The organism is Saccharicrinis aurantiacus (assembly GCF_947489045.1).
Taxonomy (GTDB): Bacteria; Bacteroidota; Bacteroidia; order Bacteroidales; family Marinilabiliaceae; genus Saccharicrinis; species Saccharicrinis aurantiacus.
The window spans coordinates 140,595-153,559 of sequence record NZ_CANLCN010000014.1 but is presented as its reverse complement, the minus strand read 5'-3'; the positions used below and the strand labels follow the sequence as shown (position 1 = coordinate 153,559).

The 12,965-nt window shown below is 38.1% G+C and carries 8 protein-coding genes; 4 read left to right on the top strand and 4 right to left on the bottom strand.

Going from position 1 to position 12,965, the window contains the following annotated elements; all coding sequences use genetic code 11:
* The first annotated feature begins 485 nt into the window (after positions 1-485).
* Entirely contained in the window at positions 486-1,640 is a 1,155-nt protein-coding gene (locus QMO11_RS15780; RefSeq protein WP_282038215.1) for an iron-containing alcohol dehydrogenase, read from the top strand.
* Between the two features lie 548 nt (positions 1,641-2,188).
* Here QMO11_RS15780 and QMO11_RS15775 read toward each other — a convergent pair.
* Both QMO11_RS15775 and QMO11_RS15770 read right to left on the bottom strand, forming a co-directional pair.
* Positions 2,189-2,389 (bottom strand): hypothetical protein, encoded by a 201-nt coding sequence (locus QMO11_RS15775; protein WP_282038213.1) that lies wholly within the window; start codon positions 2,387-2,389, stop codon positions 2,189-2,191.
* A gap of 90 nt (positions 2,390-2,479) precedes the next feature.
* Positions 2,480-3,613: a Fic family protein gene (locus QMO11_RS15770; RefSeq protein WP_282038211.1), complete on the bottom strand. Its 1,134-nt coding sequence runs from the start codon at positions 3,611-3,613 to the stop codon at positions 2,480-2,482.
* Positions 3,614-3,841: 228 nt separating this feature from the next.
* On the opposite strand from QMO11_RS15770, the gene QMO11_RS15765 reads away from it, so the two are divergent.
* The 3 genes from QMO11_RS15765 to QMO11_RS15755 all read left to right on the top strand — a co-directional run bounded on the left by QMO11_RS15765 (position 3,842) and on the right by QMO11_RS15755 (position 6,281).
* Positions 3,842-4,597, top strand: a complete 756-nt coding sequence (locus tag QMO11_RS15765; protein WP_282038209.1) for a hypothetical protein — start codon at positions 3,842-3,844, stop codon at positions 4,595-4,597.
* A 500-nt stretch (positions 4,598-5,097) separates the two neighbouring features.
* Positions 5,098-5,574, top strand: coding sequence for a hypothetical protein (locus tag QMO11_RS15760; protein ID WP_282038207.1), 477 nt, complete (start codon positions 5,098-5,100; stop codon positions 5,572-5,574).
* 251 nt (positions 5,575-5,825) lie between these two features.
* On the top strand, positions 5,826-6,281 hold the full coding sequence (locus tag QMO11_RS15755) for a DUF5675 family protein (RefSeq protein ID WP_282038205.1): 456 nt from the start codon (positions 5,826-5,828) through the stop codon (positions 6,279-6,281).
* Positions 6,282-6,520: 239 nt separating this feature from the next.
* On the opposite strand, the gene QMO11_RS15750 is transcribed toward QMO11_RS15755, so the two are convergent.
* Complete coding sequence (locus QMO11_RS15750; RefSeq protein ID WP_282038203.1) at positions 6,521-9,046, bottom strand: fibronectin type III domain-containing protein; 2,526 nt, start codon at positions 9,044-9,046, stop codon at positions 6,521-6,523.
* A 920-nt stretch (positions 9,047-9,966) separates the two neighbouring features.
* Complete coding sequence (locus QMO11_RS15745; RefSeq protein WP_282038202.1) at positions 9,967-11,409, bottom strand: choice-of-anchor tandem repeat GloVer-containing protein; 1,443 nt, start codon at positions 11,407-11,409, stop codon at positions 9,967-9,969.
* Positions 11,410-12,965 lie beyond the last annotated feature (1,556 nt).

Sequence of the window (12,965 nt, the reverse complement as noted above, 5' to 3'; positions counted from 1 at the left end):
CTAAGAAACCCTCTTTAAATATAGACATCATAGATAATGACCATATTAATAAGGCTGCTTAGATCGAACTCACGTTATTTAAGGTGAATATATTTGATATACCAAACGTTTATTTAAGGTGAATATATTTGATATACCAAACGTTTATTTAAGAAGTTCTAATGTGTGAATTTAATAAATAATTCTGAACAAATATGTTTGTATAATAGGTTGTTAGAGTGTTTTAAAGCTTGGGGATTTAGTTTTGAGGGTACCATTTATGTTACTTTACCCATTTTCTATTATTTTTTCTGCGATCGAAATACCTTCTGCTCCTCAGGATAATACCAAAAGTTTATCTATCCCCCTTCTATACATTTAAGGTTTAAAACAGATACAAAGTAATAAGTATTGAACATTTTATATGACTGCTTATAAATACAATTTTGCTATACACTTGTATGAGTTATTTTTTAGCAATTGATTATGCAGATAAAATAAATAAGATGTTAGAGAAAAGAAGAATTTACCTACCGCCATTAAGCCTTGTAGGCCCTGGGGTAATTAGTGATTTAGTATTAGAACTTAAGGAATTAGAATGTGCCAAGGTTTTTATTGTTACAGATAAGATTCTTAATGAGCTAGGCGTAGTTACGAAAGTTACCCAATTAATGGATCAGGAAACCATTAGTTATTGTATATTCGATGAAGTGCAGGCAAATCCTACTTGTGCTAATGTTGAAAAGGGACTCGCGCTGTTTAACAGTGAGCAATGTGATTATATACTTACAATTGGAGGTGGGTCGCCGCAAGATTGCGGGAAGGCTATAGGTATACTTTCTACAAATGGAGGCGATATAAAAGATTATGAGGGGATACATATCTCCAAAAAGAAGTCTACTCCAATTGCTGCCATTAATACGACTGCCGGAACAGCCAGTGAGGTTACCATTAACTACGTAATTACTGACGAAGTGCGTAAAGTAAAGATGGTAATGGTAGATAAAAACTGTTTGGTTTCTATTGCTGTCAACGATCCTGAACTCATGCTCAATAAACCAGCTGCCTTAACTGCTGCTACGGGCATGGATGCATTGACCCATGCCATTGAAGCCTATGTAACAGCCGGAGCATTCCATTGGTCCGATCATATGGCTTTGTATGCCATACAACTGATCAGTGAAAGTCTTAGAGATGCGGTAGCTGATGGTAATAATTTAGAGGCAAGAAGTAAAATGGCGTGGGCACAATTTATTGCAGGTCAGGCTTTTTCTAACTGTGGGTTGGGTTTTGTACATTCTGCAGCACACCAGTTAGGTGGTTTATATAATACTCCACATGGTGTTGCCAATGCAGTTTTATTACCCCATATTGAAAGGTTTAATCTACCTGCTTGTCCCGATAAGTTTGCTAAGATAGCTCAGTCTATGGGTGTTAATATTGAGGATATGACTGAGATGGAAGCTGCAGAATCAGCCTTAGAAGCTATCTCTAAATTATCGAAAGATGTGGGTATACCATCTGGAATTGGAGAACTTGGTGCCAAGCGAGAGGATTTTGAACTTATGGCCAAAAATGCTCTTGCTGATGTTTGTACTGGGGGCAACCCAAAGGAAGTTACCTTAGAAGATGCCATTGCTATTTATGAGATATCCATGTAGAGAGGTTTCATAAGTGTTATGATATGAAGATTTAATAAGCTATTGCTTAGGTAACATCATATAATTAATGAGATGTGTATTGCCGAATTGTAATTGTTTAAGAGCGGTGGAGCACAAAGCTGCCTTTATACCCATGATAATTATTTATATGTTTTTTTTGTTTTGAAAGAGCAGTGGTGAGTTATAGGGTATAAAACTATACACACTCATTAGTTCTATTTTTAGCTTATTGAAGTTGTGAGTAATACTATGTGTAGAATGAATTAAAATCGCCATAGTCAATTGCATTATAGTTGGCTATAGCGATTAATGTGTAGCCCCAACAGGACTCGAACCACCACATGTAAGTCGCATAATATCAATGAGTAAAGAAAAATTATTTTTCTATAATTCCCGAATTACTCACCAATTATTTGGTTAATATTGATTTCAATTATAATGCTTTGAATATTACAAAGATACGAAAAACCATACATTTAGTAAGTCAATTTGATGCAAATTAAATGTGAGTAAAGTGTGTTTGTGAGTGTATACAAGGGAAGCTTTCATTAGTCATTTAGGTATTCCTGAACTAGTTTTTCTTCTATTCCGGTATACTTGGCAAAGTCTATTGTTGTAACGTATTGATGTGATTCTTTGCCTATATTCTCTTTAATTTTATGTAAGAGTCTTCTACTCGACTTCTCACTTTTACCCGTTATACGTTGCACATCTTTAGGGTAAATACAAATACGAGATAGTTTCATCATTGTATTTTGACTGTATCTATACTATAAATATACCTCACTCCTACTAAAAGTAGACTTTTACCCGAAATATACACTCCGGGCATAATCATTCTATGTTGCTGTATTAGTTGGTATTTCCTTTAATTCATAATTGGTGCTTCTACCGCCACTTGCCTCTTTTTGTAGGATCTCCTTTTTTATTAAATCTTGGATGTCTCTTAGTGCGGTATCTTGGGAGCACTTATTCATTTTAGCCCATTTTGAAGTAGTTAGCTTACCATCAATACCATCTAATAGCCTGTTTATTATTTTTTGCTGACGGGCATTAAAAATTGTATCAGCGTGTAACTTCCAGAAAGCTGCTTTGTACAATATTTTGGCAAGTGTACCTTGTGTTGATTCGATTGCATTTATCAAACACTGCAGAAACCATAAAACCCATTGCGTAATATCTGATGTTCCTTTTTGTGCTTTTTCAAGTTCTAGGTAGTACTCTTTTCTCTCCACACGAATTTGCGCTGACATACTATAAAAACGTCTGACACTTTTATCGGAGCGAGCTAATATCATATCGGTGATGGCTCTGGTAATACGGCCATTTCCATCATCGAAAGGATGAATTGTAATGAACCATAGATGCGCAATTGCGGCTTTAAGAACCGGGTCTGTTTCGTTTTCCTCTTGGAACCAATGGAGGAATTTTTCCATTTCAGTTTCAATTCGGTCAGAACTTGGAGCTTCGTAATGTACTTTCTCTTTTCCCATGGGACCAGAGATAACTTGCATAGGTCCGGTGGTGTCTTTACGCCAATCGGCTACAGTTATTTTATAAAGGCTGCTCCAGCCAGTGGGAAATAATGCGGCATGCCACCCAAACAAGCGTTCTTTTGTAAGTGGCATTTCGTAGCGTTGTGTAGCATCAAGCATCATTTCAACAATACCTTCTACGTGGCGTTCTGTTTCTACTGCTCCTGCAATATCAATTCCCAAACGCCTGGCGATGGAAGAACGCACTTGATCTCTCTCTAGAAATTCACCTTCAATCTCGGATGACTTTAGAACATCTAAAGTAAGGGTGTTTAGAACTGCCTCATCCTGTAAGTCAAAGCCTAGGGATTCCATCTTACCAAGGAGCTTTCCCTGTAGGTTTCTGGCTTCGCCAAGCTTTAACACTACCTGTTTGTTATCCCAAGTAAAGTTTGTCCAGTTCTCTTTTTCGTGTATGTATACTTTTATTCTTCGCATAATATGCATCGAATATACGATATATTCTCCGCATAATCTTTATTCTCCGCAAATTTTAATGCGATTAATAAGCTTATTCACCGCATCTCATGAATTTATGTATAATCAAACATATGAAGCGGGTTGCTTAGTACCATAATTCCCATTGATGGACAATGCGGACACTCTGATTTGAATAAGAAATATACGTCTAGTAAATTAGTTCTTATTCATTAAAAATAAGGGATTATGGCAAGGCAAAAGGGAGTTATTAAGTTGGAAGGACGCGTTGGCGATTTGTCTTTTTACAAGAGTGGTGGCGATTATTTAGCACGCACCAAAGGTGGTGTTGATGGTGACAGAATTAAGAAAGATCCGGCATTTGCGCGTACTCGTGAAAATGGGGCTGAGTTTGGTAGAGCTGGTAAAGCCAGTAAATTATTGCGTGGTGTTTTTAAGGCTCCAATAGCAATGACTGCTGATAAAAAAGTAGCGAGTAGATTAACTACTCAGATGTTAAAAGTAGCTCAATCGGACACTACTAATGGTAGAGGAGAACGAACAGTTGCTAAGGGTGACTTAGGTTTGTTGCTTGGTTTTGAGTTTAATGGGCAAGCTAGCCTAGATGAGATTATGTCTGCGAGTTCATCTGTTAATTTTGACCGAGCTACTGGGGCTGTTACTGTAGATACTGAGTTTACAAATCCAAAGTTAGAGCTTATTGCCATTGAGGGTGCTGATGTGGCCCGCATGACTGTTGGTATTGCGGCTGTTGATTTTGAGAGTGCAGAATTTGAAGTAAATGTGGCACAGTCTGATGCTATTGATATTACTTCGAAGGATGCTTTAACTTCATCTGTATCGGCAAATATTTCTGCTGATAGTGCGCTTCCTGTTTTTATTGTTTTAGGTATCGAGTATTACCAGAAGGTGAATGACGAATTATACCTCATCAATAACCAGGAATGTAGAGCTTTGACAATTGTGGCGGTGGATACTGTATAGTTATTAGCCGTTAGGACACTTCGCTTTAAGTGTTGGGTTTTACAGCTTAGATATTAGGGATTGGATTTTAGAATAGGGAGATGGAGGATACGGCAATTTCACGGAATGGGAAAGCGGGATTTTTAGGAGGCACTTTTGTGAGTGTGTTGCATGGCGTTTCGATTGGGGGCATGGTGGAAACTATTGTGTATACCGTTTTAGGTACTGTGGTGAGCTTTGGCGTATCGTGTCTTCTGAAATATATCGTTAAAAGGTATCTCAAAAGAGGGGCTTAAAAATTTGGTTGTTTGCTTAGGTTGATTCAGTGGTAATGACTACTGAAGGTGTTTGGTGTAGCCCTTGGATTCTCAGTCCAGGGGCTTTTTTTTAGTTGTTAGGCTGAGGGCTGAAGACAGAAGGGATTTGCAGCTGGGTTATTTAGTATAAGGTATAAAGATGATTTACAGCTTTCTTTTTAGGCTGAAGACAGGAGTGGTTGAGGATATTAAAAATAGTTGTTGATGAAATTATTTGAGAAGATAAGTGGCTTGCTGGGCGGTGGATTGGTGAAGGATGTTGGAGACTTGATTGATCGATTTGTGACTACTGGAGCTGAGAAGCAAGAGGCAAAAGCGATGCTTTTGGAACTGCAGCACAAACAGGAAATGGAAGCTTTTAAACTCTCTTTGGAAACGGAGCAGGAGTTTAACCAACGAATAAAAGATTTGGAGGGTACTGCGAGTGATTTGAATCAATCGGGTTGGATGGGAAAAGTAGTGCTTTTCTTACGAGGAGCGCAGCGACCAATGTGGGGTTACTTTGTGGCTTTTATGGATTACATGGTATTTGCAGGACGTTGGAGCTTGAACGAAAATGAGCGTTTGGAATCAGCTTTTTGGATTATCAACTTTTTGGTTCTGGGCTTTTTATTTGGTGAGCGTGCCGTGAAGAATGTGGGACCATTGGTGGGTAAGATGATGGGGAAAAATAGTGGTTAGTCAGGAGTTTGTAGTCAGGAGTAGTTTAGACTGAAGGCAGAAGTGGATTTACGGCTTGGGATTTAGTATAAGGTATAAAGACGAAAGTATAAAGATGATTTACAGCTTTTAGTTGAGCATGATGTCTTGAGATTGCTTTGCTGCGCGCGCAATGACGCAATAGCGTGGGGTTTAGTCAGTAGTTTTTAGTCAGTGGGCAGTAGATTAGATTTTAGGCTGAAGACAGAAGTGGATTGATAAAATAGCATGTTATGGAGTTAAAGGTTTTACGATATAGCGATTCTAAGGGAAGTACATTGGGGCTTTTGTTTATTGATGGTTTGTTTGCTTGTTATACTTTGGAGGATGAGTATAAGGCTGTAAAGGAATACGGTAAGACACGAATAGCTGCAGGTAGGTATCCAATCCGACTGCGGTGTTTTGGTGGGCATCATTGGAAATATTTGAAACGCTTTGGCGCAGCTTTTCATAAAGGAATGCTGCAAGTGATGAATGTGCCTTTATTCTCTGATATCCTCATCCACATTGGTAATGATGCGGATGATACTGCAGGTTGTTTACTCCTGGGCAATGTGGCCAACAATAACCAGATAAAGAATGGGTTTATTGGAAGTAGCACAGCTGCTTATTTACGTGTTTATCCAAGTATTAGAGATGCTTTGCTTAAGGGGGAAAGTGTTTATATTACTTATATTGATGAGATATAGAATTAGTCAGCGGGGGTTTGGTTTGAGGCTCAATTCAGGGGTTAGTTCTTAGTTAGTAGCTATTAGGGTATTTAGTGTCAGGTATCAAGAAATAAGTATCAAGATGATTTACAGCTTTTAATTGTGCATGACGCCTTGAGATTGCTTTGCTGTGCGCGCAATGACGTGGTATTTAACCCAATAGCTTTCTGTGCGTGAGGACAGGTGCACGAAAACTATTGGATTTAGATTGTGGATAGTTATTTTTTCAAAATCTTTCTAGAATAAGTTCTATCCTTAATTTCAACTTGCAATATATATGTACCACTGCTTAAGTTTGAGATATCGATAACTTTTTCACTTTTGGCATCTATTAACAAAACTCCATCGATTGAATACATGCGAGCTTCAAAGTGTTGGTCTGAGTTGATATGAAGATAATCATTAACGGGATTTGGATAATACGAAAACTCACTATCAAGTAGATCAGAATCACCAAAACCTAGGGCTCCATCAGGAGTTGCACTAACAGTTGCAGCAGGGCTAGCTAAAGGTATAGCAGCTATTTCTACACTAAATACATAGTTGGTACCATTGGTTAAGCCAGTTACTTTAGTGCTGAGCGTATTCATATCATTTATTACTTGTGAGCCTTCCCAGAAATCGACGGTTTCACCCCACTGGATAATGTAAGAGGTAAATGTATTGCCTTTCATATCGGGTAAGTCCCAAGCAAGATCCACCTCTGCATTGCCTGGCGTAGCAGTTACTACCGGAGCATCAATGGGCCCGTATGGAGTCGCTGTAGTAGATCCCGCAGTATTAAGGCCTGCTGGGATAGAACTTATTACTACGGTGAATATATATTCGGTACCGATTGTTAGGCCATCTACTTTGGTGCTAAGTGTATTGATGTCATAAATTATTTGGTAGCCTTCTAAAGTTGGCCCAGCTGTACTCCATTGGATAATGTAAGCGGTAAATTCATTTCCTTTCAAATCAGGCATATTCCAAGAAAGATCAACTTCAGCATTACCAGGCGTAGCAGTTACAACTGCGGCATCTATAGTACCGTAAGGCGTTTCTAATATGACATTACTATATGGGCCAAATTCTTCAGCACCACCATTATTATATACAGCTCTAACTTTAAATTCATATTCAGTACCATTTGTTAAGCCTCCTACAGTATGTGAAGTAGATCCTATTATATTCTCGACTGTTGGAGTAGCACCTCCAGCTTCGACATGTTCTACTTCATACCTTATTATAGTATGTCCGTCGTGATGAAGAGGCTCATTCCATTTTAGTGCAACTAACATATCACCCGTATTACTAGAGGCTAAAAATGGTGCGAGACCTAATTGAATAGCGCCAATATCACGATTGCCATTGGCATCTGATCGTGGATTACCAATTACATCTAATGCTATAGTTGAGCCATCAATGGGATTTATCAGTGCATTGCCGGATGGGATGACATCAATCAGTTCACCTGGAAATGCGGGTGTTGCCATTTCTACATCAAAATCTGCTGTTAAACCGGTTACACTCCTGTTGAAACCAAGTAAATCGCTTAGTAAATTTGGTTGACTGGTGATTGTTTTTAATGCATCAGCATCTTGCTGTGTGGTAGGTTGCATCCATGTATATTCATCTGCAGTAAACACCCCAGATCCTCCATTACTTCCAAGTACGTTGAGTTCGTCTGCATTGGTAGTAGGGTCCCAATTAAATCCAACTGCCGACTCGCTAAAGTTTATATCGCCTGCTCCCCTAATCTCAAAAAGATTCTGATAACCATTAGATTGGCATAAGCCATCACATTCATTCGTATTCCATACAAATGATGAGGCGGTAATATTCATATCTTCACTTGCCTGATTTATAATGCGATCACCTACAGCAGGAGTTAGAATGTAGTTATTAACCCAGATGGAGTTTACAATATTAGAAGTGCTATATCCTAAAATGCGAATTCCTCCTGAACGCATAATTCTGGAGCTCACAATATTCACTTCAGAGCCACTTATACCATCCCATTGAATTGTTGGCTGATCTCTTTTGCAAAGATCTGAGAAAATGGACCCTTCTATAGTCAAGTCAGCTACAGCAGAACCGAAAATTGAAGCGGCAGCATCAGGCACACTCCAGTTCTCAGCACCTAAAAATTTTGAATTAGTGATTGTTAAGGATGCACCATCGTAGGCCTGAATCATCACATCACCCAAACACTCAAAAGTGGACCATGTATCATAAGCCTCAAAATTTTCAAATACCAAGGATGCATTCTTATTTACTCTAGCTACCTGATTAAATTGTTTTATGCTTAGGTTTTTAATGGTAACAGCTATAGCAGCATTATCAACTGTATTCTCTCCTACCTGAACAAAACCGGGCATGTAGGCCGATTGGATAGTCCCAGGTTCGTCTCCTGGGCAAGCAGTTGTAGGGTTTATGAGTCCACCAGGGGTGATCCAAGTTTGTATTCCGTTAAGAGCACCACCTTTACCGTCAATAATTACGGATTCAGTTATGTTGGCCATCCAAGGATTAGAAGGAGACGGGGGTGTGGAAACACTTGCGTCTACTTGTAAACCTGGAGTAAACTCAATAATATCTGCTCCGGGGTTGGCATTAGCCAAAGTAATGGCTTCTGTAAAGGAGCCTGTGCCCGTTAGTGCGGTGTTTGTTACTGTATAGGTTGTTTGCGAGTAGCCATTTTTAACAAAAAAAACAGCAATAAAGAGTAGTAGGAATTGGTATGCAGGAATTGAGGTTTTCATATATGGCTTTTTAAAGTTTAATTCTAAATTTAATAGATTAAGTGGTGATTAACAAATTAAACTTCAAGGCATTATAGGCCTAGCGTAATATGGGTAGTTAGTATAGTGCTGAGTGCTGTAGTTTTTAGTCAGTGGTCAGTGTGTTTAGTTTTAAGACTGAAGGCTGAAGACTGAAGAAATTTGCGGCTTGGAGAACCCTTGAGGATGAACACGGAGGCACAGTGGCGCAGAGGATAAAAGTTGTTATTGTTTTACAGCTTGCCTTGAGATTGCTTTGCTGTGCGCGCAATGACGCAATAGCGTGGGGTTTAGTTAAGAGTTATTAGGGTCAATTCAGGGGTTGAGTTTTTAGCTAGTAGCTATTAGGGTATTAAGTATAAAGATGATTTGCAGCTTGGTGGTTTAGTTACTAGGCTGAAGACTGAAGGGATGAAGGGATTTACGGCTTGGTTATTTAGTATCAGGTATCAAGACACAAGTATCAAGATGATTTACAGCTTTTAATTTTTCATGACGCCTTGAGATTGCTTTGCTGCGCGCGCAATGACGCAATAGCATGGGGTTTAGTCAGGAGTTACTAGGTTCAATTCAGGGGTTAGTTTTTAGCTAGTAGCTATTAGGGGATTTAGTGTCAGGTATCAGTACACAAGTATCAGGATGATTTGCAGCTTGGTGGTTTAGTTATTAGGATGAAGACTGAGGGCTGAAGAGATTTGCGGCTTGGGGCATCATTAGTTTTATAGACTTAGCCAAACACAATTGGGGAGTGATTTAAATAGTAAGCCTATTCTGCAGTAAGCAGAATAAGCTTTTGTTATATTTATATGTAATTATTTTTAGTTAAAATATTGAGAACGTATTTCATAAAAAATAATAACCAAACTATTATTAGGTTGACAATTTAAATATTAATAAAGTAGTTATTCTTTTATAATCTTTCTTGTTGTGCTTCCTGAATCTGTTTGAATATACAATAAATAAAAACCTGAGGTTAGAAAATATGTATTCACAGTGGATTGATTAGATTTAGGCTTATCAAGATACAACTCAGAACCACTCATGTCTAATATTTTAATAGTTTCAATTATAGAAAAATTCTCCGAATTTATATAAATTATGTCTTGAAATGGATTCGGATAGGTATTAACAGTATTGTCTACTAAAGAAGATTCATTGATACTTAAAGCTGAAAAATCAACAACACACAATTCATCATAAAGGGGTTTTATACCATCATTGGTACTAAATAAATGCCTTTGTGTTACGTGCCCATTTAAAGGGTTGTATTCTATTATACTACCAGAATTTAACATACCTCCTTCGCAAGTCAAATAAAATCTACCATTGGAGGATTTTGTAAAGGTTCCTTTTGGTCTTGCGCCTTCTAAATCTAATGTGTATATAAATGATGGTTGGTCACCATCTGTATTTACGGTATATAAGGTTCCAGAATTTACATCAACTACCTCCTCTTGTGGAGTAGAGGAGTATAGGATTCCATTTTGTTCAATAAATCCTCCTTCGGGATAATAACCTTCATCTGAAATTCCCGAACTCATTACGTCTATCTGCCAGTATCCAGTACCATCTTTTGCAATCATAAAAACTGTACCTATATTAAAAGAGCCTCCCCCCTGTGAAGCTCCGTATACCCATCCATTTGAAGCTTCAAAAAGAGGGTTATTCAGAGCGTTATTATAATTCCCTACACCACCTGGAGAAGAATGTAATCGAACCAAAGAATTTAATGCTTTGTCATATTTCACAACTGCACCATTTCCGAACTCTGCACCATTGTTAGTTGTGATATATAAATTGCCATCTGAGGCTTCTAACAATTTAGATTTTGGTTGTCCATAATACGTTGTAAAAGTATCTAGAACAGAGATGGTAGCTGTGCTTGGGTCATAGGAAGACAGGACGCCTTCACGCGAGTCTAATTCTAATATAGCACTTGTAAAATAAAGAAGACCGTCAGCTCCATTGGTTGGTGAATGCGAAATCTCTTGACCAATATCCGATTTATCATCAATGTATTTAACAACTGTTACTATATTTGTTAATGGATCAAACTTGTAAAATGTACCGAAAGCCATAGTGGCTCCTGTACTCGCAATTTGCCCGTTAGTAGTTGTAAATCCATATAACTGTCCATCATTAGCTAATGTTAAACCTGCTGTTGGATTACCCCCAGTAGCAGATTCAAAGTCAAAGAGTTTTTGAAAATTTTGACCATTTTCATCTACTCTATAGATAGTTCCTAAGTTGTTTTCTCCTCCTTCATAGGTAGTTCCATACATATACACTTGTGCTTGTAATTGAAAAGCGATTGCACTTAAAATAAAAAGTAACGATTTTTTCATATCATTTTTATTAGTTATTGATTAATAAAAAGATACAGTTTTTTTTTAAAAATGCCATCGAGTATCTAGATACATCTTATTAAATATGTTATTTTCACAGTTACCGATTAGGTGTTTTAATACTCAATTAAGGTATCGAGACTCTGTTATTAAGTCAAGTTGTTTTGTTTATAATAGGCATATATTTTTGATAGGTTTAAATATTATTTTGAGCTTAAAGGCTTAAACATCCCCTTTTACAGTTGGGCAAAATGAGTCAAGGTTGATGTGCTATTTTTTGAGGGTTTTAGACTAGATTATTAGATGTTAGATAAGAGATCATTAGATTACTTTACAGCTTGCTTATTGTAACCGTATAATCAATAAAATGGTATCGAACCCGCAGGGCTTGACCTTTACTTTTTGCCAAACTGGGAGAATTTTGTGAGAGGATTTATGCTTTTGGTTTAGATTATTAGATGTTAGATAAGAGAATTTAGATTGATTTGCAGCGTGGTTTAGTCCGTGGACAGTTGTTTTTATGCGGAGCTACCCGGCAGGGCCAGGTGCCTACAGCTAGCGTTAGGAATGGAAGTGCAATGAATGGAGCGCAGCGGAATGGGTTGCGGTGGAATTGTGCATCGAGCCGACTGCGAGTGGAGCAAGGGTGGCAGATTGGGAGTTAACGTAGAGAATGGGAAATGGCATATGTTGCCGCGTTAGTTGGCGTGTGTTTTTGGTTCAAAAACCATGACAACTAATGCGAGCTACACGAGTGGTACAATAGTTTGAAATACAATGGAGGCTAATGGAACTGCCCAAAACTTAAGAAAGGGTGTATTTCCACGCTTTGTTTTGGGATGCTGAAAGCTGCTGAGGAATACCAAAAGAACATTAAAGTGCGCTTACCCTTTAAGTTCTTTTCAGTTTATGCTGCGTTATAAAATATCACTATAGCGATGCTATGCCTCAATTTTATGCCTTGTATAAACTGAAAATACTCTCAAATTTCAAAGCGCACTTTAAAATTCATTTGGTATAGTGAAACGTAGTGGTAATGGTGCTTGCGCTAGCAAAGTACGATTATCATGCAGTGGAATGTTTTGAAGCGACTTGAGGCATGTACAGTGGAATAGTTGGAATGTATGGTAACCCAAAATATACATTAAAAAATCTATTCCGCATTAAAATTACTTCAAAACAAGACGTATCACTCACTTATTTCAAGTCACCGTAGCGATGCTATGCCTCCTTTCAATAAGCACTTGTTTTGTTGTAATTTTAATGCTCACTACGACTCTTTAATGTATAATTTGGGTTTAAACTATTGTGCCATGAAGCCCGCAGCGACTAGCAGGCGAGCCAAACTCTGGTAGCGGCTAGGTTATTGGCTTTTGTTTTGGGAGTTTACGGACAAGGCAAGTGCCAATAAAATAGTGAGAGCTACCCGTGAGGAAGACCGTGGGAACGCAAAAGGCATGACAGGCTAGGATTATAGTGTTTAGTTTGAAGGCAGAAGCCAGTAGTTGGGTTTATGGCTTGCTTATGTGAATATACTACTTTAGTGAGCAGCTTTA

What these genes read in the sequence shown, in the direction of transcription:
- QMO11_RS15775 (WP_282038213.1), bottom strand. Translation starts at nt 2,389, where the DNA reads ATGATGAAACTATCTCGTATTTGTATTTACCCTAAAGATGTGCAACGT.
- QMO11_RS15765 (WP_282038209.1), top strand. Translation starts at nt 3,842, where the DNA reads ATGGCAAGGCAAAAGGGAGTTATTAAGTTGGAAGGACGCGTTGGCGAT.
- QMO11_RS15755 (WP_282038205.1), top strand. Translation starts at nt 5,826, where the DNA reads ATGGAGTTAAAGGTTTTACGATATAGCGATTCTAAGGGAAGTACATTG.
- QMO11_RS15750 (WP_282038203.1), bottom strand. Translation starts at nt 9,046, where the DNA reads ATGAAAACCTCAATTCCTGCATACCAATTCCTACTACTCTTTATTGCT.
- QMO11_RS15780 (WP_282038215.1), top strand. Translation starts at nt 486, where the DNA reads ATGTTAGAGAAAAGAAGAATTTACCTACCGCCATTAAGCCTTGTAGGC.
- QMO11_RS15760 (WP_282038207.1), top strand. Translation starts at nt 5,098, where the DNA reads ATGAAATTATTTGAGAAGATAAGTGGCTTGCTGGGCGGTGGATTGGTG.
- QMO11_RS15770 (WP_282038211.1), bottom strand. Translation starts at nt 3,613, where the DNA reads ATGCGAAGAATAAAAGTATACATACACGAAAAAGAGAACTGGACAAAC.
- QMO11_RS15745 (WP_282038202.1), bottom strand. Translation starts at nt 11,409, where the DNA reads ATGAAAAAATCGTTACTTTTTATTTTAAGTGCAATCGCTTTTCAATTA.